The organism is Acinetobacter qingfengensis, from assembly GCF_008693185.1.
Taxonomy (GTDB): Bacteria; Pseudomonadota; Gammaproteobacteria; order Pseudomonadales; family Moraxellaceae; genus Acinetobacter; species Acinetobacter qingfengensis.
Genome location: NZ_VXKN01000002.1, coordinates 137,607 through 162,442 on the forward strand (window position 1 = coordinate 137,607; position 24,836 = coordinate 162,442).

The 24,836-nt window shown below is 38.2% G+C and carries 19 protein-coding genes; 5 read left to right on the forward strand and 14 right to left on the reverse strand.

What is annotated here, in order from left to right; all coding sequences use genetic code 11:
• Positions 1-23 precede the first annotated feature (23 nt).
• Together cgtA and F4V57_RS03195 are read right to left on the reverse strand one after the other, a co-directional pair.
• Positions 24-1,241, reverse strand: a complete 1,218-nt coding sequence (gene cgtA / locus F4V57_RS03190; RefSeq protein ID WP_070068905.1) for an Obg family GTPase CgtA — start codon at positions 1,239-1,241, stop codon at positions 24-26.
• Positions 1,242-1,330: 89 nt separating this feature from the next.
• Positions 1,331-1,696, reverse strand: a complete 366-nt coding sequence (locus tag F4V57_RS03195; RefSeq protein ID WP_070068906.1) for a winged helix-turn-helix transcriptional regulator — start codon at positions 1,694-1,696, stop codon at positions 1,331-1,333.
• A gap of 122 nt (positions 1,697-1,818) precedes the next feature.
• On the opposite strand from F4V57_RS03195, the gene F4V57_RS03200 reads away from it, so the two are divergent.
• Positions 1,819-2,676: an SDR family oxidoreductase gene (locus tag F4V57_RS03200; RefSeq protein ID WP_070068907.1), complete on the forward strand. Its 858-nt coding sequence runs from the start codon at positions 1,819-1,821 to the stop codon at positions 2,674-2,676.
• 252 nt (positions 2,677-2,928) lie between these two features.
• Here F4V57_RS03200 and F4V57_RS03205 read toward each other — a convergent pair whose 3' ends face one another.
• The 9 genes from F4V57_RS03205 to F4V57_RS03245 all read right to left on the reverse strand — a co-directional run bounded on the left by F4V57_RS03205 (position 2,929) and on the right by F4V57_RS03245 (position 13,846).
• Entirely contained in the window at positions 2,929-3,126 is a 198-nt protein-coding gene (locus tag F4V57_RS03205) for a CopG family transcriptional regulator (RefSeq protein WP_070068908.1), read from the reverse strand.
• Between the two features lie 130 nt (positions 3,127-3,256).
• Positions 3,257-4,363 carry a beta-ketoacyl-ACP synthase III gene (locus F4V57_RS03210; protein WP_070068909.1) on the reverse strand — a complete coding sequence of 369 codons (1,107 nt, stop codon included), beginning with the start codon at positions 4,361-4,363 and terminating at the stop codon, positions 3,257-3,259.
• A 589-nt stretch (positions 4,364-4,952) separates the two neighbouring features.
• Positions 4,953-5,849 carry a universal stress protein gene (locus F4V57_RS03215; RefSeq protein WP_070070774.1) on the reverse strand — a complete coding sequence of 299 codons (897 nt, stop codon included), beginning with the start codon at positions 5,847-5,849 and terminating at the stop codon, positions 4,953-4,955.
• A 3-nt stretch (positions 5,850-5,852) separates the two neighbouring features.
• Positions 5,853-7,328 carry an amino acid permease gene (locus F4V57_RS03220; protein ID WP_070070775.1) on the reverse strand — a complete coding sequence of 492 codons (1,476 nt, stop codon included), beginning with the start codon at positions 7,326-7,328 and terminating at the stop codon, positions 5,853-5,855.
• Positions 7,329-7,762: 434 nt separating this feature from the next.
• Positions 7,763-8,731 carry a succinylglutamate desuccinylase gene (gene astE / locus F4V57_RS03225; RefSeq protein ID WP_070069721.1) on the reverse strand — a complete coding sequence of 323 codons (969 nt, stop codon included), beginning with the start codon at positions 8,729-8,731 and terminating at the stop codon, positions 7,763-7,765.
• Positions 8,732-8,747: 16 nt separating this feature from the next.
• Positions 8,748-10,088, reverse strand: coding sequence for an N-succinylarginine dihydrolase (gene astB / locus F4V57_RS03230; protein WP_070069722.1), 1,341 nt, complete (start codon positions 10,086-10,088; stop codon positions 8,748-8,750).
• A gap of 24 nt (positions 10,089-10,112) precedes the next feature.
• A complete protein-coding gene (gene astD / locus F4V57_RS03235; RefSeq protein WP_406564520.1) occupies positions 10,113-11,573 on the reverse strand; it encodes a succinylglutamate-semialdehyde dehydrogenase in 1,461 nt (486 codons plus the stop codon).
• 11 nt (positions 11,574-11,584) lie between these two features.
• Positions 11,585-12,619, reverse strand: coding sequence for an arginine N-succinyltransferase (gene astA / locus F4V57_RS03240; protein WP_070069697.1), 1,035 nt, complete (start codon positions 12,617-12,619; stop codon positions 11,585-11,587).
• Positions 12,620-12,625: 6 nt separating this feature from the next.
• The gene (locus F4V57_RS03245; protein WP_070069698.1) at positions 12,626-13,846 is read right to left on the reverse strand and encodes a bifunctional succinylornithine transaminase/acetylornithine transaminase; all 1,221 of its coding nucleotides are present in this window, start codon (positions 13,844-13,846) and stop codon (positions 12,626-12,628) included.
• Between the two features lie 150 nt (positions 13,847-13,996).
• Here F4V57_RS03245 and F4V57_RS03250 point away from each other — a divergent pair, with 150 nt between their 5' ends.
• The gene (locus F4V57_RS03250; RefSeq protein ID WP_070069699.1) at positions 13,997-14,419 is read left to right on the forward strand and encodes an Lrp/AsnC family transcriptional regulator; all 423 of its coding nucleotides are present in this window, start codon (positions 13,997-13,999) and stop codon (positions 14,417-14,419) included.
• 73 nt (positions 14,420-14,492) lie between these two features.
• Positions 14,493-14,711, forward strand: a complete 219-nt coding sequence (locus tag F4V57_RS03255) for a hypothetical protein (RefSeq protein ID WP_070069700.1) — start codon at positions 14,493-14,495, stop codon at positions 14,709-14,711.
• Positions 14,712-14,879: 168 nt separating this feature from the next.
• On the opposite strand, the gene F4V57_RS03260 is transcribed toward F4V57_RS03255, so the two are convergent.
• The gene (locus tag F4V57_RS03260) at positions 14,880-19,406 is read right to left on the reverse strand and encodes a translocation/assembly module TamB domain-containing protein (RefSeq protein ID WP_070069701.1); all 4,527 of its coding nucleotides are present in this window, start codon (positions 19,404-19,406) and stop codon (positions 14,880-14,882) included.
• Between the two features lie 32 nt (positions 19,407-19,438).
• Positions 19,439-22,120, reverse strand: a complete 2,682-nt coding sequence (locus F4V57_RS03265) for a BamA/TamA family outer membrane protein (protein ID WP_070069723.1) — start codon at positions 22,118-22,120, stop codon at positions 19,439-19,441.
• A gap of 165 nt (positions 22,121-22,285) precedes the next feature.
• Here F4V57_RS03265 and F4V57_RS03270 point away from each other — a divergent pair, with 165 nt between their 5' ends.
• Both F4V57_RS03270 and coq7 read left to right on the forward strand, forming a co-directional pair.
• A complete protein-coding gene (locus F4V57_RS03270) occupies positions 22,286-23,596 on the forward strand; it encodes an MFS transporter (protein ID WP_070069702.1) in 1,311 nt (436 codons plus the stop codon).
• 20 nt (positions 23,597-23,616) lie between these two features.
• Positions 23,617-24,252 carry a 2-polyprenyl-3-methyl-6-methoxy-1,4-benzoquinone monooxygenase gene (coq7, locus tag F4V57_RS03275; RefSeq protein WP_070069703.1) on the forward strand — a complete coding sequence of 212 codons (636 nt, stop codon included), beginning with the start codon at positions 23,617-23,619 and terminating at the stop codon, positions 24,250-24,252.
• A 100-nt stretch (positions 24,253-24,352) separates the two neighbouring features.
• On the opposite strand, the gene F4V57_RS03280 is transcribed toward coq7, so the two are convergent.
• Complete coding sequence (locus F4V57_RS03280) at positions 24,353-24,556, reverse strand: KTSC domain-containing protein (RefSeq protein ID WP_070069704.1); 204 nt, start codon at positions 24,554-24,556, stop codon at positions 24,353-24,355.
• Positions 24,557-24,836: the final 280 nt, after the last annotated feature.

A 24,836-nucleotide genomic window follows, 5' to 3' on the forward strand; every position in this document is an offset into this window, starting at 1 on the left:
TCAATCCAGCTATACAGAACGTATTAGTCCCGTACATAAATTATTTCAACATCATCTTCGTCATCATCATAGTCGTCAAAGTCATCATCAATGTCCTGACCTTCACGCTGTGCTTTACGTTTGGCACGATAAGCTTCTTTTGCAGCAATGGTTTGTTCGCGCGTTTCTTCTTCAAGTTGGGTACGGAATGCTTGTAATTTTGCAGCATATTCCGGATCTTCCTGTTCGAGCTCTTTTTGCTGTTCAATTTGATCCATCAAATAATAGATGACAGGTTTAGTACCTTCTTCAAGCAAACCTGAAGTTTTAAATACCGGACCTTCCCATTGTAATTCATCAAGAATATGTTGACACCATTCATCACGAGTATCGTCGTCAAGTTGATCCAGTTTATTTAAAACTAATACAATTGGTAATTGTGATAATGTTGGTGAAAATTTTTCCAGTTCATTGAGAATTGCCTTGATGTTATAAACCGGATCAGATCCATCTATAGGCTGAACATCCACAATATGTAAAAGGATTCGGGTGCGCGCCAAATGTTTTAAGAAACGAATCCCAAGTCCTGCACCTTCAGCTGCACCTTCAATTAATCCTGGAATATCTGCCATGACAAAAGAGCGATGGCGATCCACGTCTACCACACCTAAATTTGGCACCATTGTCGTAAATGGATAATCAGCAACTTTGGGTTTCGCAGCACTGACTGCGCGGATAAAGGTTGATTTACCAGCATTTGGCATTCCTAATAAACCAACATCGGCAAGTACTTTAAGCTCCAGACGGATTTCACGGATTTCACCTTTACCACCTGAAGTAAATTTGCGTGGTGCCCGATTGGTTGAAGATTTAAAATGTGTATTTCCTAATCCGCCATCCCCACCACCGGCAACCACAACTTGCTGACCATCTTTAATCAAATCACCAATAATATCGCCACTTTCAATATCTACAATCGTTGTACCAACTGGAACTTTCAGGAAAACATCTTCGCCACCACGGCCAGTACAGTTCGCACCTGCACCATTTTTACCACGTTCTGCACGAAAACGACGAGTATAACGATAATCTACCAAAGTGCTGGTATCATCATCAGCAACTAGATACACACTACCGCCACGTCCACCATCACCACCATCTGGCCCACCAAAAGGTACAAATTTTTCTCGGCGAAAACTGGCTACGCCATTGCCGCCATCGCCAGCTTCTACCGTAATGACTGCTTCATCTACAAAGCGCATAGTCCAATCCTCAACCTCAATTCAAAAGCGGTATAGTATGCCATAATTTTATCTGTTTCTCGAGTATTAAACACAGATGAAAAGGCTATTTAAAGGTCTTGAGTTCTATTGGCCAAAATTTCAGGCAGCATTTCTTCAAGCCATGATGTGAAATGAAAAAAACGTTCCGCAGCCTCTATCCCAAAGGCCGTTAAAGAATATTCAACTCGTGGCGGAACTTCGGGATACACTTCACGATGAATAAATCCATCTTGCTCAAGTGCTTTTAGAGTTTGTGCCAGCATTTTTTCACTTATTCCACCAATCCCCTGACGTAATTCACTAAATCTCAGGGTGCAATCACGTAATGAAATTAATACCAAACCACCCCAGCGACTGGTTAAATTCAACAATATCTGTCTGGATGGGCAATCTTGGGCAAGGACACGCCCTTTTAAATGTTGATCTGTATTCATTTACAAAAAGACCCTAATCACGTCCACACTTACTTTTAGGTAAGTACTTACTTTTAGTTAGTTTAGCAATTATGATGAAATCCGACAACAAAACTTTTTTAACGGAAGATATGGAGACTTTTATGAAAATTGCAGTTACGGGTGCAACTGGTCAACTTGGACAATTGGTTATTGAGCAGCTATTAAGTCGTACACATCAAGACAATATCGTTGCGCTGGTACGTGATCCGCAAAAAGCTCAGACATTCGAGCAACAAGGTATTGAGACTCGGGCTTTCGATTATACGAATCCAATTGATCAACTTTCAGAAACCCTTAAAGGCATCACACATTTGCTATTAATTTCTTCCAGTGAAGTTGGTCAGCGGATACCACAACATAAAAATGTCATTGATGCTGCCAAAAATGCAAACGTAAGCCAGATTGCTTATACCAGTATATTAAATGCGGAGCAATCTCCATTGGCTTTGGCACAGGAACATGTTGCAACTGAACATTTAATTAAGACATCAGGGCTGATTTATACATTACTGCGTAATAGTTGGTATAGTGAAAATTATGCAATCTCATTACCTCAAGCAGTGGAATACGGAACGATTTTTGGCGCAACACATCATGGCAAAATCAGTTCCGCCTCAAGACTGGATTATGCGACAGCCGCCGCTGTTATATTAACTGAAACAGGCCATGGCAATAAAACCTATGAGCTGGCCGGTGACCAAAGTTACACTCTGGATGACGTTGCAAAATGGGCAAGTGAAGTTTCGGGAAAATTAGTAAAATATGAGGATCTTTCAGAACAGGAATTCAAAAATACTCTGATTAAAGCAGGATTACCCGAAGCACTGGCAACCATGTTAGCAGACTCTGATGAAAGTGTTTCTCAAAATGGTTTGTTTAGTGAAAGTAAGGATTTACAACACTTAATTAATCGACCAACAACACCAATGCACAAAACTGTACAGCAATTTTTGTCCTAAATATTTGGGCTTGTTGAGATTTAATCTTTGTAATGGAAAAACAGAAAAATCATGACTTAGACAAAGCAACCAGTGACGACAGTAGTATGAATATTGAAAAACTGGTTAACGCAGTACAAATCTAATTTAGTCGTGTTTCATGCAAAAATAGAAAGCTTATATTTAATATGTGATCAATTCTTAACAACTCTTAATTGATATTGGCTAGAATATCTCTGATTGCGTAACAAGATATTTTAGCCTTGTTATAAATTATTTATGTTCTGCTACCAACGGGTCGTCTATATTTTGCTGTGATAAATAATCTACATCATGTTCTTTTAGATAACTTCGAATCAATTGCCGAACGACTTGTGATGGTGTAAGGTCCTGTTGGGAACAGAGTTGTTCAAATGCTTTCTTTTTGACTGGATCAATTAGAATTGTCAGTCTTGCAGTCTTATTCTCCATAATTATTTCCTTTCCCCCGCTTATGCAAGCTTTATACGATTTTAATAGTCAGTCTAGTTATACTGATTTTATTTTATGATGACAATAAAAAAGCAGCTTTTTAGCTACTTTTCTCATCATTTACCACTTATTATGCAAAAATTTTCTTTAAAACAATCGAACCAATTGAATAACCTGCACCAAATGAACATAGCAAACCAAATTCATTTTCCGCAACCTCATCCCATGTTTTATCCAAAGCGATAATAACGCCTGCGGATGAAGTATTGGCGAATTCATCCAATACGATCGGCATACGTTCCGCTTCAGCTTCTTTACCCAGTAGCATTTTTAAAATTAATGCATTCATATTGGAGTTTGCCTGATGTAACCAAAAACGTTTGATTTGCCCAATTTCTAAACCTAAACGTTCAAGCTGTGCCTGAATGGTTTTGGCCACCATTGGCGAAACTTCCTTAAATACCTTACGACCATCCTGACGGAAAATTCGGTCATTGCGCACGGCATTTTCACTGGCATTTAAAAAACCAAAGTTATTACGAATGTTATTGGAAAATTGGGTATGCAAATAGCAATCCACGATTTCAAAACCTGATTTATGCTCGGTTTGCTCAATGATGGATGCTGTTGCTACATCACCAAAAATAAAATGGCTATCTCTGGAAGTGTAATCTACCTGACCAGACATGATCTCTACATTCACCAACAAGACCCGACGAGCGCCACCATTGATAGCATCATAAGCTTGTTTTATACCGAATGAAGCTGCTGAACAAGCCACATTCATATCAAAAGCATAGCCTTGAATTCCTAAAGCGGTCTGGATTTCAATGGCTACCGCAGGATAGGCACGTTGAATACAAAGTGAAGATAAAATAACTACATCAATATCTTCAGGCTGTACTCCAGCTTTTTGCATAGCAATTTTTGCTGCTTCTACACCCATTTCTGCCTGTAGTGATAATTCATCATTATCACGTTCACGCAAATTCGGCATCATACGGTTTATATTCAGAACACCTGATTTTTCGACCACATAGCGCTGCTTAATACCGGAAGCTTTTTCTATAAATTCTGCTGTAGACTCACGTAAGGCATCAATATCACCTCGTTCGATTGCTTCAGCATTTTCATGATTATAACGTTCTACATAAGCATTGAGGCTAGCAACCAACTCTTCATTAGTAATGCTTTCAGGTGGTGTATATACACCTGTACCGGTAATACGAATGCTCATGAAAACTCCTTATTCCCAGATCAGGGAAGTACAATTTCATCCAAATCCATGATTGCAACGGCAAAAACTCTGGATTAAAAAATAAAAATCTAAAAATAAAAAAATTGATGTACCAAATTTCCAGTACCTGAAATTATTCAATGCGATTGCCACGCTCTCTGGCAAGTAACATAAAGAAAAATAATACAAGCAAAAATACTGGACATTATGGTCATCAATAAGTCTTGCTATTTTGCCACAAATTATTTAGTTATTTGATGACCGAATATGACGGATCAGCAATAAAAGAACTGGCTATTTCTACATTGTCTCCTAACATTTATTGTGCTTTATTGTATGATGCATATTCACCATAAAAAACACAATTATTTGTAATATAAGTATTTTTTATTTTTTAATATTAATTTTTTTTTAAATAATCTGGTTTTAAATTTGCAAAAGATGGATTGGCGAGATACATCATTAGTATTCTTAAATAGTTATTTAAATGTCTGAATACTTCTCCAAATTGCTGAAAATTTTATTTATTTTCTTATAAAAAATATTTATATTTCAGCAATTCTGGAGATTACTACAGTTTCAGACCAGATTAAGATGATATTTCGCTTGATGCAGGAAGTATCAGTCTTGGTACTGTCGCATGGCGAATAATTTTTTCTGCGTGGTTACCAACAAAAACGCGTTGTAATATGCCAGACCGACCTGAACCAATAATCAGTAACTCTGAGGCCTGCCAGTCAATGGAGCGAATGGATTCCTGCCATGTCGCACCTTCTCCAATCTCGAAGCTAATCGGCACATCACTGTCCCAGCTTTGCCTTAGTTCTTTATATTTTGCTTCAATTTGTTCCCGCCACTCATTAATGACCATATTTTCTGCATCAAAACCGGCAGCCGTAGGTGTAATGTCTCGGTCACGCACTGCAAAAGTCACAAATCTTAAAGGTACTTGAAAAATTTCTGCCCATTCGCTTGCATCAACAGCCAAATGAGTAGCGCGATCAGATCCTGAAAATGCGCAGCTTAATCGACCAAGAGGTGTTTGAAAAGTTTCATTTTTATAAAAATTTCTAGGCGCAAGCGCAATTGGTAATCTGGCATGATTCAATAAATCTCCTGCGACCATACCCGAATAAAATTGACCTTTTTTACCTGAACGTGCTCCCCCGACAACAATGCAATCAGCTGAGATATCTCTGGCTGTTTGTACTAATCCATCACTGATTGATAACGCAGTATGTGTAATATAATTCGCAGTGATACCGGCAGGTACATGGTTTCTCGCTTGTTCAAGATTATGCTGAGCCTGATCACATAAGAATTGGTTATAATCTTCATCGATTTTCGACAACGCCAATCCCTGTAAAGATCTAACCACAATCTGACAAATCACAACTGAACCACTAGTCATTTCAGCAAGACTTATACCTAGCCTTAAAGCATCCTTACTACTGGCATCATTAGAGTAACCAACTAAAAATTTCATATATTAATCTCCATGACTGTGTATATTTGCTTCAGAACCTTGTTCTAGTACCGAATTTTTAGCTGCAAAACAAAAATAATAAATCCCAGCAATAATTGCCCAAATGGCAGCAATGGTATAAACCACACCAGAAAGGCTAGCAATCAAATATAGACAGGCACAAATACTTAAAATGGGTAACATTGGGAAAAAAGGTACCTTGAATCCGCGCGATGCATCAGGCATACGATAGCGTAAAACCATGACACCAATAGAAACTACAGTAAATGCAATTAATGTTCCCATGCTAGTGAGATCCCACAACACATCAGCAGGGATAAATGCAGCAATTGTTGAAACGATACAGGCAACGATCAATGTATTTGCATTGGGTGTTAATGTTCTGGGATTAACCCGATGAAAAATTTTAGGTGCTAATCCATCACGGGACATTGCAAATAAAATACGGGTTTGTCCGTAAAGCACCACCAATGTGATAGAAAATACAGAAATTACTGCACCTGCTGCCAAAATAATTGCCGGCCATGCAGATCCAGTAATATTTTGCAAAATAACCGCCAGACCAGCCTGTTGTCCTTCAAATAAACCTTGTTGTTGTGCCCCCAATGCAGTTAAAGCAACCAATACATAAAAAATAATCACCACACATAGGGCACTAATAATTGCCAAAGGCAAGTTTCGCCGTGGATTTTCAATTTCCTCCCCTGCGGTAGAAACTGCATCCAAACCAATAAAAGTAAAGAAAATAGAGCCTGCTGCTGCACTAATACCAGCAAAACCATGTGGAGAAAACGGTGTTAAATTATCCGAATCAAAAGCAGTTGCAGCAATTGCGATAAACAAGATCAGTACAACCAGCTTGACAATCACCATAATCGCATTGGTACGTGCAGACTCTGAAACACCCCGCATCAATAATAAACAACACAAAAAAACCAATACTGCTGCAGGCAAATTAATTAAACCATCACCACCAAAATGTAATTTATATCCATCTGCCACAATTGGTGCGGAAAGCATCCACTGTGGAAGATGAATACCTGTGACATTATGGATCAAATTATTTAGATACTCACTCCATCCAATAGCAACCGCAGCTGCGGAAACACCATATTCTAGAATTAAACAAGCAGCAACCAGAAAGGCCACGCCTTCTCCCAACGTTGCAAAAGCATAGGAATATGAAGAACCAGAAGCAGGAATCATGGAGCTGAGTTCAGCATAACAAAGAGCTGTTAACCCAGCAGTAATGCCTGCAATAATAAAAGAAATTAATACTGCAGGACCTGCAACAGGCACCTGTTCACTCAATACAAAAAATATCCCTGTACCAATAGTTGCACCTATACCAAAACTGGTGAGCTGAAATAGCGTTAATGATCTTTTTAACTGCTTTCCACTTTGTTTAGTTTCATGTACCAAATAATCAATTGGTTTACAACGTAAAAGACGTTGGCTAAACGTCATAGGATTTTTCATAATGCCCCTCCATAGCCAGTTTATAACCACTGGATAATCCATATACAAAATAAATATTACTATCCATATACAAATTACCAAATCAATTACTTTAAATAAATAGATATTTTTATAATTAGCAAATAATAAGCCAACTTAGCAAAAATATAATTTTTAATTCACAATTTATAAAATACAATCAAAAAAACATATTATTTATCTCAAATTAAATTAATCAAATAAAGATAATTATATATCCCAAAAATAATGCCAAAATAAAAAGATGTACATAGCACCAAAATTGTGCATTAAAAAATATTTTTTATAAATATTAATAATTTAAATAAAACAAAAAATAGCCAAATTTTTATCTCAGGCTTAATAATAATATAAAATAGTACACCTTACATTTGAAATATTAAGGAACTATTTTATTTTAATAAATATCCAAAAAATTAATCTTTAATCAATAATAATCCAGCCCTCAATCCTATTTTTACATCTTTATTTGGAAATAAAATCCACACAGAATGGTTTAATAGATCCTCTGCTTTATCCTGTATTGCAATGACTGTATATGCAGGGAAGTGGCTAAAGTTTGGTGCATTTTCATGTAGATTTAATTTAAAATCGCTGGATTTTTTTATAATTGATTTTACCACTTTAAAAATACTAATAGCATCTTTACTTCGAGTGGGAAGCTCTTGTTGTGTCAGTAAGCCATTTAAAACCCGATGAATTGCAGAAAATTGTGATAAATCATTTTTACCAAAGGGTTTGGCTTTTCCTAATTCCAATGTTGCACTGGCAGCCTGAAATTTTTCACTGCTAAAATGGGTAAAAGTTTTACCAGTTTCATTGTGATAAACCAGTGCATCTAAATCGGCTGCATTCAAACTTTGTAGTAAATCTTCATCGTATGGATGCTGTTGATACGGCAGCAAAGCAAAAGTTGGTAATAATGAGGTACGGATTGCCGTGTGTAAATCATAATGGTAACGCTGACTTTTATGCTCATCAGTCTGAAAGAATGTGGTTACAAGCTTTTCCAGTAATTCTGCTCGCTGAGTTTCCTGATCTGATCGTAATGTTCTGTAATGATCACCAAACATTCTATTCAAGTCATTTTCTACATAGCGAACCCCATTCTGAATAGCTAGAGGGTTACCAAGAATAAATAGAACTCTTTGTTTTAATTTTAATTTCCCCTGAAAAAGATCAAGGCAAATCTGATTTAAAATCTCGATTGGCGCAGTTTCATTGCCATGAATACCTGCGGATAACACAATGGATCGGGTATAGTTCTGCTTTGGCATACATTGTAAAATGCCTTCCGCCAGCCATTGCCATTTAAAATCATGTATTGTACCTTCTCGTTGCAATGGAATCTGATTGCTCAGGGTTAACTGTAATAAATTCATTATCTGTTGATCCATCAATTTACTGTTGAAACTGGTATACAGAACCCAGATTCAAAATTTTGGTTAATTCATCCAGCGCTGTTCGACTTTCCAATAATAATTGTGGATCTGCTAAATCCTGTTGCGATAATCTATCCCGATAATATTGATCAACCCATTGATTCAAAATATGAAAAAGTGTATCAGTTAACAATATTGCTGGATTCATAGCCTGTAATTCTTGTTGATTAACTGCAACTCTAAGACGTAAACAGGCTGGCCCCCCCCCATTTTGCATACTTTCACGTAAATCAAAGACTTTGATCTCATCAATTGGATAACCCATGCTGATCATGTCATTCAGGTATGACCATACTGCGCTATGATTACGGGCTTCTTCCGGTACAACAATGGTCATTTTGCCATTGGATCGTGTAAGTATCTGACTATTAAATAGATAAGTCTGTACTGCATCCTGAACACTGACACGATTTGCAGGAACTTCAATCGCAATTAAATCTTCATTGAGTAGTAGCATTTTTTCACGTAATTGTTGCAATGCCTGTTGTTGGTCTAAAAAAGCATGTTGATGATGAAACAAAACTTGCTGATTACTTACTGCAATTACGTCATTATGAAATACCCCCTGATCTATGACATCAGGATTTTGTTGAATAAAAACAGTATATTTTTCATCCAGACCATGTAGGCGGGCAATGGCATGACTAGCTTCCAGTGTTTGTCTGGCTGGATATTTTTTAGGTGCTTGTCTGGTTCCTAGATACTGTTGTCCATAAACGAACATCTGTACACTGCGCTGATCATAGTACCCTCCCAGACGATTATGGTTTGCAGCCCCTTCATCTCCAAACATGCTTACTGAGGGTAACGCCTGATGATGTACAAAATACTGTGGATCAGCAAACATGGCAGCCAGAATGCGACTAGTGGTTGTATGTTCAATAGAACGATGAAACTTATTATTCAAATTGGCTGCGGTAAAATGTAGTCGTCCATCCCGACTGTCCGCAGATGGTGATACTGTACATGAATTGGCTGTCCACATACTGGAAGCAGAACTTAAGTTTGACAACAGTTGTGGTGAAGTCTTCATGGCTTGTGTAATCACTTCATGATCGGATCCTATAAAGCCAAGTTGACGTAATGTAGCAATGTGTGGACGATCCTGTGGTGCAAATACTGCCTGTTTTAATCCCAGATCTGCCAATGCTTTCATTTTTGCCAAACCTTGTCTGGCAGCCAGTTTTGGATTTGAGATATGACTGCGATTTTTTGTTGAAGCCTCATTCCCAAAAGATAAACCTGCATAATGATGTGTTGGCCCAACCAGACCATCAATATTGATTTCATATCCTGACATTGTCATTTCTCTTAATCATTAAATTTAAAACTGGATACCTGGTGATAATTGAGTGGGTAAAGTGATCTGTTCACTTTCCAGAGATGCCATTGGCCATGCACAATAATCTGCGGCATAAAATGCACTGGCACGATGATTTCCAGAAGCACCAACACCACCAAATGGCGCCGCACTGGATGCACCTGTCAGGGGTTTATTCCAGTTGACAATGCCTGCACGGACTTCCAGTAATAATTGTTCAAATAATTCCCGCTGAGGAGAAACCAGTCCGGCCGCCAGACCAAACCGTGTGTTATTGGCAATGGCAATCGCCTGATCAAAGTTGTCATAACGATAGATGGTTGTTAATGGGCCAAAGTATTCTTCATCAGGAATATCGGAAAGATGACTAACATCAAGGATTCCTGCTGTGAGCAATGCACTATCACCCTGTGGTCGGGTCATTTTCAGTAATGCTTTTGCCCCCAATTGCAGTAATTTTTCCTGTGCCTGCATCATATGATCTGCTGCCTGTGCAGAAATCACTCCCCCCATAAAAGGTTGTGGTTCGGCATTCCATGCTCCAACGCGTAATTTTCCAGCAACTTCGACCAATCGGGTAATAAAAGCATCGCCATTGCTGCCATTTTTTACAATAATACGTCTAGCACAGGTACATCGCTGTCCAGCAGACAAAAAAGCAGATTGAATCGCCAGATGTACCACAGCATCAAGATCCATAGCCTGATCAATAATTAAGGCATTATTTCCACCCATCTCAAGAGCAAGAATTTTTTCTGGTGCATTGGCCATTTGTTGATGTAATTGATAACCTGTATTGGCACTGCCGGTAAATAATAGTCCATCAATTTGTGGCGCTGCGGATAAGGCCTGACCTGTGTCCCGCCCCCCCTGTACCAGATTGATAACACCATTGGGTAATCCTGCCTGTTGCCATAATTTAATGGTTTCTTCCGCTGTCCACGGAGTAAGTTCACTGGGTTTAAAAACCAGTGTATTGCCTGCGAGCAAGGCAGGCACAATATGCCCATTCGGTAAATGACCCGGAAAATTATAAGGACCAAACACGGCCAAAACACCATGTGGACGATGCCTCAATGTTGCAACACCATCCATCATTACTGTGTTACTTTCTCCAGTACGCTGATGGTAGGCTCGAATTGAAATTGCTACTTTAGCAATCATGGATTGAACTTCAGTCAGTGTTTCCCATAAAGGTTTACTGGTTTCCAGACTAATAACTTCTGCAAGTTGTTGCTTATTCTGCTCCAATACGCTGGCAAAACAGTCAATGATCTCTATACGTTGCTGTAGTGGGATCTTTGCCCATGCAGGAAATGCTTTACGGGCAGCCAGACAAGCTTGTTCGACATCGCTTTCTGTAGCGGCATGACCTGTCCAGATCACTTGATGGTCAACAGGATTGGTTTTTTTCCACGATTTACCTTTACCCTGTAACCATTGTCCAGCTATAAACAAATTCATTTTTGACATGATCATTTCCCTTTTATATTCAGGGTCAGGACACGTACCTGATCATCCTGTTGTACATTTAATTGTTCAGCCTGCTCTGGAGTGATCGTCAATATGCCGCATTCCGGTTTGTGATAACTGATAATGGCTCGATAATGTGCATACTGATCATTCGATACCAAATAAGGAGATTGCTCCTGTGCGCTGAGACGATCCGAACAAATATTTACCGTAACAAGCTGACTGTCCTTGATTGCCCGTAAATTTTCAATATCTGCCTGTAACGTTGCACCAGCATCAAAAATATCGACATAGCCCTGATAACATAGCCCTTCACTTTCCAGTAAACGATAAGCTGGTAAAGTTTTGGGATGTACTTTGCCAATCACTTGCTGTGCTTTTATTGGTAACATATCCACGTAAATTGGATAACGTGGCATCAGTTCGGCAATGAATACTTTTTGCCCAAGACCACTCAAATAATCTGCATGGGCAAAATCTATGTTAAAAAATTTATGTCCAACAGCATCCCAGAAAGGAGATCGGCCATTTTCATCGGAATAACCCCGCATTTCAGCAATTAAGGTTTTTTCAAAATATTGTCTAAATGCAGCAATAAATAAAAAACGGATTTTGGACAAAAATTTACCATTGGCATCCTTACGATATTCAGGATCCAAAAACAAAGAACATAGTTCACTACAATTGGTATTGTCATTACTAAGAAATAATGTTGGAAAGGCACGATAAACATTGAGATTTTTTGATGAATGTACCTGTGTACCCACATGGAAGTTATACCAAGGTTCATTGAGACCGACTGCGACATCTATACCACAAACCCCAACCACCTTTTGCAAGGCAACATCTTCAAGTACAAACAAATATCCTTGTTCCGCCTTATCCAGACACCCATCAACAGTATGACAAGAGCGTTGAATCCTTGCCATCAGCATATCCATATCAGGTTTTAGTGATGTCATGCCATAACCTGCTTTTTCAGCAAGATGGTAAATACCATCTCTATCTTCAGGTTGAACATAGCGGATAATCATCATGATGAACTATTCCTGATTCTCGATGAATTGCACCATCGCCTGTTCAAAACGCTGCAAGCCTTCATCTATATCCGCAAATGGAATGATTAATGAAGGGGTAAAGCGAATCACATTGGCACCAGCAATCAGCCCCAGCAAACCATGTTGTTGTGATAACTTATTTAGCCTAGCTGCCTGTCCGGCATAGCATTGCTGTAGGACGCAGCCTAATAACAAACCTGCTCCACGGATTTCACTAAATATTTGATACCGTTGATTTAGTAAATTCAGTGCCGTTTTAAAGTATTCAAATCTAGCCTCAACACCTTGTAGAACTGCTGCTGTATTGATATGCGAAAAAACCGCACTCCCTACTGCACCTGCAAGAGCATTACCACCATAGGTCGTCCCATGATCTCCAACCGAAAATGCGCAGGCATATTCATCCGTAGTGAGCATGGCTCCTATTGGAAAACCACCACCCAATGCTTTGGCTGTGGTTAAAATATCTGGAAGTACGCCTGTATTCATGTAAGCATATAAACGACCTGTCCGACCAACACCTGTCTGAACTTCATCAAAGATCAATACTGCGCCTGTCTGATCACACAGATGTCTTAATCCTTGTAGAAATTCAACATTGGCAGGGATCACGCCCCCCTCTCCCTGTATCGGTTCAACAATCACGGCACAGGTATGTTCATTGATTACAGATTTAGCTGCATCCAGATCGTTATAGGCAACGTGGGTAATCCCTGAAGGTAATGGTGCATAATCCTGTGAGTATTTCGCTTGTCCTCCTACCGATACAGTAAATAGGGTTCGGCCATGAAAGGCATTATTAAAGGCGACTATCTGGTTTTTTCCTGCAACACCACTGTTTAAACCAATTTTTCTGGCCAGTTTCAAGGCAGCTTCATTGGCTTCTACTCCGGAATTACAGAAGAAAGCCTTATCTGCAAAGGTGCTTTCCACCAGTTGTTTGGCAAGGTTTAAAATAGGTTCATTGGTATAGCCATTACCAATATGCCAGAGCGTCTGTGCCTGTGTCGTCAAGGCATTCACTGCTACAGGATGTGCATGCCCTAAAGCATTAACAGCAATACCCCCTGCAAAATCAATATATTCTCGTCCTTGTTGATCCCAGAGTCTTGAACCTTTGCCTTTAACAGGAATAAATTGTGCTGGTGCAAAAACCGGCACCATATATTGCTCAAAATCCTGACGGGTTATTAATTCATTTGACATACTAATCTTCATTCCCCAACTAAAGTGATATCCATTTGTACTGACCACACGATATAGACTTATTATTAAAAAACATTTTGATAATAGAAAGTTGATAGATTGATCAAAATGAATTATTTTTTATCAAATTGCTAAGCTAAAGTTTTCAAAATGAATGATACAGACTATCAAATCCTGAGTTTGTTACGTGACAATGCCCGAATCTCCATTACAGATATCTCAGAAAAAATTCATGTTTCGAGAGCAACCATACAAAAACGCATTGAATATATGGAAAAACAAGGCATCATCACAGGATATACTGTAAAAATCAGACCAAATTTTGATCATAATGTGATTCGTGCATGGATGAATATTATGGTTGAAGGAACAAAAACCCAAAGTGTTATCAAATCTTTACGTATGGATTCTGCGGTATGTGCATTACATACCACAAATGGTAAATGGGATTTATTAGTTGAATTAAAATCTCCTAATCTGGAAGAATTTGATCAGGCATTAAGTCGTATTCGACAGATTATTGGCATCTACAATACTGAAACCAGTATCCTACTTTCTACTTATAAAGTTTAATCTGCTATATTTGTCATGTCATTTTAATATTCTTAACCAATAATATATGCAAAATTTTTGAGCCATTAACCCTATGTCGTACCTTGAACAATTAGATCAATTGATTCAACAAATCAAGATAACAAAAGAACCTGAAAAATTATTAATTGGCTATAAAGCTTACATGGAACTTATGAACGACCGAAAATTTTATGAAGATGTAGTCGGTTCGTCCATGAATCCAAATAAACGTAGATACAAAAAAATTAAAATTAAAATCACTCAGGATGATTTTCAGCTAGATGTGATTTAATCCTGATTAACTTACTATTTGCTAAGTATTATTATCTAAAATAAAAATTTTGCAAAAAACAGCGTAGCCATTCAGCTTCTTAAATTTACTCTTTTACAGAGAAAATTTAAGAGCTTTGGCAAAAGTTCATAACATCAAAAATTCGATATCTGGTTATATATGGTTGATTTAAAACCTCCAATTATAGAATAAATCCACTGCTCGTTCGACCGAAGAGCTGGCTTCCATATATAAACGACGATTTACTTGATAACGCAAAGTCAACTTATTCACTGGAGTAAAAATACCCACGCCATAACGTAAATATAGATCTGGTGTAATATACCCCGTAACACTTACCTGAGTATCATTACCCGAACCTTGTGCATCAAGTGCCAAACCACTTAAACCAAAACTACGTCCAATCTGGTTGGTCAATGCACGCGTCCCTCCAAGTCCCATGGAAATACCTGCTGCTGCCAGTGTGTTATTGACATCCGATTTAAAACCTTCAGTATTATTGACAGAGCTTGAACCCGAACTGATACGTCCTGTAATCAAGGCATTTAAAGCTTCCTGTTCAGATAATCCTGCATCATTATAAATCTGGATATTCGGACGAGTTGCTACACCTGTAATCCGTAAACCAATAGTATTGTTATCCACATCTTTAGTTGCATCGATATCAAGCGCCGGATTTGATAATTCACCATTGAAACGTGCAATCGCACGATTAAGATCCAAACTCTGTCCATAAGCTTCAATTTTAACCTGACGACTTACACCAATTGCTCCTGTACCTTGCATGGCAATTTCTGTACCACGTTGTGACAAATTCAGACGTCCAACCAATGGAATGACACTATTAAAACCACGGAAAATGACTTGGTTACCTAAATTAATCGCAATATTTGCACGAATATTCCATGGTCTTGCAGCAGCCAGTAATGCAAGTTGATCATCACTGCTACGTACAACACGTACATCTGACGAAGTATTCACTACATTAGCACTACTTTCAGGCATAGAAATCACAGCACGAGGGACATCCACTTTACCCGATACTGTTAATTGACGAATATTTGGGCGAATATCAATATCTATATTTGGCGAAACTGAAGCACTGATTGTTGGTGGCTGTGCAACCAATAATTCCTGACCGATAACACTAAGTTGAATATGAGGTGATCCTGACCAATTTGCATTACCAGTAATTTTACCCACACCACGTCCAGAATTAAAACCACCTAAAAGTGTTGCCTGGTTACCACGAATACTTGATTGCAATTGAATATTACGTAAATCTACAGGCACACTGATCATTGCTAAACGTCCATCTCGTAGACGAATCTCGCCATTAAATAATGGGGCTGACAATGTGCCGTTCAATTTACCTGCAGCAGATAACTTACCATCCAGTACACGAACATCAGAAATAAAAGGTTTTAGAATATTTAATTTGACTTCATCCAGAACAATATCACCAGATAAAGACTTATTCTGACTTTGCGTACCAACCAATACATTGAGATACCCTGTTCCAAGCAAAGGTGTATCTGCATTCACTTTTAGAGATAATCCCTGTGGCAAAGTCTTGGCAATAATGCGTACCTGATTATATTTTAATGCTGTTGTTGTATTGTCAGATTGGGTTAAATCTTCTGCATCCTCATCATCATTACTTAATGCAATTGAACCATTTTGCGTAATCAATTGCGTATCCAGTTGCATTGGCTGATTATTTAACCATGATAAATGTGTATAGCCATTCACTTTTCCTGTTAATGCCAACCCTGATGGCATAAATGCCTGAAAATCACCAAGTTCAATATTTTTTATCGCAACAGAAATGGCACCTTGCGCTTTTGATGCCAACAAAGGTTGGTCCAAACAAATTTGGTTTTGGGTATTATTTTGACTAATCCAGCAATGTGCAGTAATACTCAATTGACTTTTATTGTAAAGATAGATCAATGATGCGGCTTGGTTTTGCTTTAATTGCGTACGCTTAGAATTAAATAAACCATTCTGAATCTGTCCATACCAGTCATTGTTACTGTTTAAACCACCTGCTAGACGAACTGAGAATTTACTTAAGCGGTTTTCACCTTCGATATTCACCACATGTGCTGCTCGGGTACCGACCAAATCAATTTTAGCTTGACGTACCTGTCGTTCGCCACTACGGGCATTTTGTAATTGCAACAATAACCGTGTTGGTTGATTTCCTGTCGGCAGAGTTCCGACTACACTCATACGCTCTACATTCAGTAAATTGGTAAAACCAAGATTTTGCACAACCAGATTAGCTTGTGCATTGAGTTGTGGGCGACTTTGCAAGGAAATAAATCCTTTAATTGTGCCACGTAACCCAGAATAAATTTCACTTAAATTAGGTGCATTAACATTTAATTGTAAGCGCTGCGCATTACCTGTGGCATGTACCACATTATTAGCATAACTCAGTATAAGATTATTTGCCTCAAACTGCTGTGGAACAAAGCCATGTGCATCATTAAAGCTTAGTGCCAAATTACCTCGCCCCAATACAGGCTGATTATTTAAGCGACCATATAAATTAAGGTTTTGTACTGACAAATATTTAGTTCGATCTGACCATTGACCTGTGGTATTAATCGCACCAGTTAATTCACCATTTAAACCTGAGACAAAAAATTGTGGTTTAAACTGTTGTAATGCAGCCTGAATATTCCATTTAAATCCACCTGCCAAATTCACCAAACCATTGGCATTAATTTGCCCAGCTGCACCTTGATGATAAAACTCGGTAATTTTAAGCACATCAGGCGTACCTGATAATTTTAGGCGTAGAGGGCCCTCTGTATAATTTTGTGCGGCCAGTTGTCCATTATAAAGCACAGCGTAACTATGCAATCCAGATTGTTGGCCAGCACCCATCACCAAAGCAATGGTAGAACGTCCTTTAAGCTGTATCGTTTGCTGATTACTTTCCTGTGCCAAACGTCCCTGTAAATTAATATTTTCCAGACGAATGATTTGTTGGTTAGTATTAGCATAACCATTGGCTTTAAGTGAACCATTTAATAAATTCACAGGCAGTGCAGATAAAACCGTTTGCGGATTAAATTGCTGTGTATTGAGATTTGCCTGCCATTTTAATTGCGTTTTCTCAGTTGGCAAATTAATCACAGCATTTGCAAGAAGTTTACTTTGACCCTGACTATAAGCAAAGCTTTTAATATTTAAAATATTTTTTGCATAATTAAGTACACCTGCATAGTGACCAGCAGGTAGGGATGATTTTTCATGTGCTTCAATATCTGTTGCCAGTACAATATCATCACCTCGATCAGACAGGGTCAAATCCACCTGTCCTTTTTGACTTTTTAACCAGCCAACATACGGAATTTCCCGATCAAAATTATTCCATGCGACATTTATCAACCAAGGTTGCTGTTTTTTATCATTACTATTTTGGACCAGGTTTATCTGCCACTTCTCATACTTATCAAAATCAATACTGGCAGCAATCTCTGATTTTTTATCCAGTGTTCCTTTCGAGGCAATCGCACCATTGATATTTGGTGGTAGAAAATCTCGTACCACCTCAGGAATATTTTGGTTTTTAGGGCTAATTCCCTGCATATTTCCCTGAATATTCCAGTTTACGCCTTTTTGCCAATCAACAACGCCAGCTAGATTAATTTCACCGTTCATGACTTCGCCAATGAACTGATCAATCTGTAATTTTTTTAAATCTGTAAACATCGCTGCCTGATAATTACCTTTTGGAACATTTTTTCCAGCAAGATCACTATCCAGATTTAAATTTAAACGAGCCAGATCACCAGAAAAAGCCAGTTTGCCACGTTCTGAATTGAATTGTTGCTCTACTGCAAAAGGCCAGCGAAATTTTTCCCAGTTTAATTGTCCAGACATCGGCACATTTTTACGTACTGGATGTGCAACGACATATCCAGTAATAATATCCGGTGTCGCAGATGCAATTCCAGCACGAACTGTATCCAGATCACCACGTGCCACAACACTTATTTGTTGCAAGTTTAAACCTTGAAGTGATGGAATGGTTAAATCTGCCTTTACATCCAATGGATATTTCTTATTAAACTCGATATAACCCCGAACGTTTTGAACATTCAGATAATCCATTGCCAATGCAGCTTTTTCAATATCAATCTTTGTTCCTGACCAAACCGAATCATGAAGCTCTATATGATAAAAGTTAACTTTAGTTGTCGTATTTTGAATCGTTAGTTTGTTTACTTTGGCATCATTTAAACGCAAGGTAAATGGTAGTTTTAATTCACTGAACTGAAAAGGTTTATTGCTTGGCGGTGTACGATCAATCACTTCTACCTGATTGGCTGAAATGGTCATAAAATGTAATTCACGACTCATGATTGCCCGCCAACCAGGACGTACTTCCGCCTGATCAATTTTTAACTCGGTATTCTTCACCTTGACGACAATATTCTTTAGATTCAATCCATTGATTAAATTTCCTTTTTCATATTGGTACTGCACAATTTGCTGCCGATTCATGATTAACTCAAGCAGCCACCGACTACCTTTATCAGAACTGGCAAGAAAACCAAGTGCCACAAGTAATAAGAATAATAATCCCAAAAGTGAAAAAACCACCCATTTTATTATACGTTTTGCACGTAGCTGTGGTTGTTCTGGTAAATTGTTTTCAGGCACTTGTTCAGTCATCGGTGTTCCTAGAATTTTTTTTCTTGCAATTGTTATAGTGCAGGACCAATAAAGACATGCAGACGAATTGGAATATTATCCTCACTAATACCGGCACCCACATCAATACGAATTGGCCCAACTGGCGATGCCCAGCGTAGCCCAAGCCCTACACCGTATTTGGTTGGTGTTTTAAAATCTGCATCGTAGGCATTCCCTACATCAGCAAATACTGCACCTCGCCAGCCTGGTTTAAATTGGTAGTTATATTCCAGTGAACCCACTGCCAAAGCCTGTCCACCAATTAATAAATCATTTTCTTCAGGTGATAAGCTTTTATAGTCATATCCACGAATACTTTGGTCACCACCAGCAAAATAACGTAAATTATAAGGAACCCGATTAAAATCATCTGTAACGATATAGCCTAGATCAGCACGACCTACAAACTGATGATCATTATTTTCACCAAGAGAATAAATAAAACGCCAACCTGCATTGAGAATGGCCATATCAGTTTCTGTCAATAAACTCTTTGTACCGGCTTCAATGCGATAAAATTGTCTGAATCCACGGTTGGGATTAACCCGATTGTCCATATCGGTACGGGAAATTTCATATCCAAATAAAAGTGACTCCTGCTCCGGATCATCACTAATTACTTTAAATGCATCCGGAATATCGTCATAATCAACAGCACCTTTTGTAGTGATGCGATCCAGACGATAACGTACCGACATATTTTGTTGCCACTGTCCCAGTGACTTTTTAATCAAACGCTCAAATCCAAGTACAGCTGATTCGGTATCCAGCTCAACGCCTTGACCAATATCATCATTAACTTCACGCTCATAACCACCAACCAGATTAAAATAGTCGTTCAGTGGATCTTTATAAGGAATACTATAACTGGCATCAATCGCTTGACGAATTTGTGAAAGCTCCAGACTGGATTCAAAACTATGGCCGGATTCATTGACAATAGAACGTCGATATTGCGAACGTATACGGAACCCTGTATCTGTCCCATAACCAAAACCGGCTTCCAGATTATTCAGTTTATCTGCATTTAAAGTAACGATCACCGGAATTTTTTTGTCAATTCGTGCCTGCTGTTTTAGACGTTCATTTTCATCCTCTTCCGAACTAGCCTGTGCCGCCAGTTTAGATTGCTGTGGATCCTGATTTTCCTGTGTACCGGCAAACATGGATTCTTCTACAGCTTGTTGTTTGGTTTGTGCAGTATTTTCCTGCTGTTCAATAGGCTGCAAATTTTGTGGATTTTCACTATTACTTTGGCGTTGCTGTTCGACCAACGTTTTCACATCTGGTGGTAGCTCCAAAGGTTTATCAATTGCATCAGGTTTAACAACATCTACGCTGGCATAATTAAAATATCGGCTATTGATTAAATTATTATTCAGTAGAGTAATCCGCCAACTGGCATAATCCGTACCATCCTGAAATGGAACCAGTTTTCTTAACACCGATTCTTTAAGTGGAAATGGCTTTTTAGGATCACTCATCCGAAATTCAACATCAGCCAGTTGATAACGCTCACCAGTTTCATAGGATAAATTAATATCTGTACGATCTTTTTGCTGAGGATCTGTTGAATTTTCATCCTTCAATGTGACTTTAACATCGTGCATCCGCCAATAACTATCAAAATACCCCTGATCACTGGCTGCTGAAGTAATACGTGTTTTGGTCGTTTCATATAAACCATGATTAAAAATATCGCCGATATTCAAATCTGGCGCTAGTTTAATGGCCATAAATGCCGGTTTATCTGCACCTTCACCTGAAAACCCAATATCTTGTGCTGTTACTTTAACTGGTTCATTTGCTGTCACATCAACAGTGAGTGCATTATCTGATGTCTTGGTAAATTTAAACTGAGCATGATAATAGCCCAGCGCTTCTGCGGCTTGTGTGGTCAAGGTGCGAATTTGTGGTAATGCTACACTATAATCTTCAAAGGCATCTTCGGTAAAAGTCGACAATTTTGCTTCGATATTATTATTCAATTCAGGCACAGCACCTCGAACAGTTACTTTTATTTTTGGTAAAGCCTTGACTGTAGCCGTGTCTGAGGAATCACGATGAAATAATCTGGAAAAAAAACCACGTTTTTGCTCTGTTTGTTCAGCCGCCAATTCAGGGACTTGAATATCATTTCCCTCTTGTAACACTTGTGGCAGTTGTACCTGTTCCTGAGAAAGCTCACTAATATAACTATCTACACTTTTTGCAGGCTCATTCATCTGAATTGCTGCATTTGCTGTATTACTTTCAGCTTTTTGTGCCTGAATTAATTGTGACACCCCTGGAATCTGTGCAGAATCCTGTTTGGCTTGTTGTTGAGCTTGTTCAGCAACCTGATAAATTTCATTGACCATTGATTGATCAACTTGTGGAATATCAGCAGAATTCAATTGATACACAGCATCCGACTGAAAATTTTTTAAACTATTATCAATTGCTGTATTTTGAATCTTTTGATCTGCTGTATTTTGTTGTGTGGTGGTCGTTTGCTTAACGTCATCTTGAGCCAATGGATTGACTGTAGTCAGTACCGTATCTGCTGTCGAGGATGTTTGCTGATCAGCGTAAACATAATTAGCACATACACAACTTAAACCCAAAATTAATGTTCTGGGAATAGAATGTAGACAGAGTGATTCCTGAATAGCGTGGGCCAGATTAGATTTTTGCAAGGGTTTATTGTTCATGTTAAACATTATTGACTCAAGAAACTGTAGATTTCCCATCTTGTGATTGTCCTAACTTCCCGTTATGTTGTAAAGAATCTTTATGTTATTTCTGCATTTATCTTCATATTAAATATTGTATTGCTAAACAGCAATATATTAATCCGCAGAGAACGAGTAGTTTAAATGACCCAGAGTACACAACATTTACTTGCTTCACGCCGTTTCCTACCCATGTTTGCCACTCAGTTTTTTGGTGCATTCAATGACAATATCTATAAATATGCCTTACTCATGGTATTTACTTATGGCTGGGTTGACCGGGGCGACATTCGTATTAGCACCTTAAATAATATTGCTGCATTGTTATTTATTTTGCCTTTTTTTATTTTTTCAGCAACTGCTGGACAAATTGCTGACCGCTATGAGCGTGCGCAACTGATACGCTGGTTAAAAATTGGTGAAATCAGTATTATGCTAATCGCAACACTGGGATTTTTTTTAGGGCATCTGTGGTTATTGTTATTTGCACTATTTTTAACTGGAACACAAGCCACCTTTTTTGGTCCAATCAAGTATGCGATTTTGCCTGATATCTTAAATGAACGGGAATTAATGATGGGTAATGCCATGTTCCAGTCAGGGACATCTTTGGCAATTTTACTCGGAATGGTGATTGGCGGTATTGTGATTTCTTTTTCTGCCGGAAGTATGTGGTGGATCAGTTTAACTATTATATTTGTTGCAATACTAGGCTATTTGTCCAGTCGGTTAATTTTGCCGCAAAAAATTGCTGATCCAGCGCTTATCGTAAACTGGAATTTTTTTGCTACAAGCTGGCAAATTTTAAAACTAAGTTATGGTTTACCTTTAATTTTTCTCATTTTACTGGGAAATTCATGGTATTGGTTTTATGGCGCAACCGTTATTACCCAAATACCGCAAATGACTGAACAATATCTGCATGGTAATGAAAATGTTTCTAGTGTGGTACTGACGTTTTTTTCAGTTGGTATTGTTATTGGTTCAGCAATTTGCAAAAAATTAAGTGGTGAGCAAGTGAACATTAAAATGGTACCATTTGGTGCTATCGGCTTAACCATTTTTGCCTTTTATCTCTCATGGGCATTAAGCCTGATTCCTGCATCCAATACACAGGATTACTTGGGAATTACAGATATTTTTCAGCAAGGTTTAAGTTATTATCACGTTTTTGCCGCAGTGGTTTTACTCGGAATCAGCGGTGGATTTTATATTGTGCCACTGTATGCCATGATGCAAGCAAAATCTCCTGAAAGTCATCGTGCCAGAATTGTTGCTGCCAATAACATCTACAACGCAATTTTTATGGTGACTGCCGCCATTTTCTCTATTGTAATTTTAAGTTTCTTACACCTGAGCCTGTTACATTTATTTATAATTAGCGGTATCCTCAGTGCCCTAATTACAGGTATTCTGATTTATAAAATTAGGCTGCAGCTCAACATTCAACATTAAATATTGTCAGGGGATAAATTATGCGTCGTATGACAGGTATGGATCGGCTGATTGCATCTTTTGATCAGGCATTACGCAGTTTAGTGCCCGGTGCCACAGCAGCACATCGCAATAATCCTGCTGCAGACTTATCGGCACAACTTAGTATTAATGAAGCCCGACACGTTGCTGGCCTGATGCGGGTGAATCATAGTGGTGAGGTCTGTGCTCAGGCACTTTATCACGGACAAGCCATGACAGCTAAATTACCTAGTGTTCGTCTGGAAATGGAACATGCCGCAGAAGAGGAACAGGATCATCTTGCTTGGTGTGAAGATCGTCTAAGAGAATTAAACAGTGTACCAAGTGTACTTAATCCCGTTTGGTATTCTTTATCCTTTGCCATGGGTGCAGCGGCAGGTATTGCCGGCGACCAATATAGCTTAGGTTTTGTCGCAGAAACTGAAAAGCAAGTTAGTGAACACTTACTGTCACATTTAGCACAGTTACCTGAGCAGGATCAACGCTCAAAAGCAATTTTAGAGCAAATGAATACCGATGAACTTCATCATCGTGACACTGCATTGGATGCGGGTGGTATAGATTTGCCTTTACCTGTTCGCTTGGTCATGACTGCCATTTCCAAGACCATGACCAAAACTAGTTATTATCTTTAAATTAGTCTACTTAAACACCATAATTGCTCCCCTGAACTCATATTCAGGGGTAGAATTAAAATGGATTAAAAACTATAAATATTGTGTATTCCACCTAAAATTAATAAATAGTAATACGACTAAACTGTAAATCATATTCAAGATATTTTCTTACAAACGCTGTTTTATCCTGACTTTTTAATAAGTTCTGATGAAGAAGTGCGGGAACTGAACAAAAGAGCACACCACGACCATCACTATAAAAAAGTTTTAAGCGCCTTGCCATTGAATCATATTTAAATGTTGTAATATATACTGCACTCATACAACTCTCCTCATATTAATCAAATCAAAATATCCCTATGACATAACTTCCCTCACTTACCTAAAAAATAAATTTTATGAAACATTGAATTGAAATCTATTGATAGCACAAAAAGTTTGATTAAAGCAAAATTATTCTATAACTGATTTATGATTTTTTATCATATAAACAGATGAATCTAATCATATACATTAATTAATTTTTTAATTACAAATAAGACCTTATTATCTGACTAAATTTTAGATAATAAGGCGGTATTATAAATATTTTTTGTGAATAA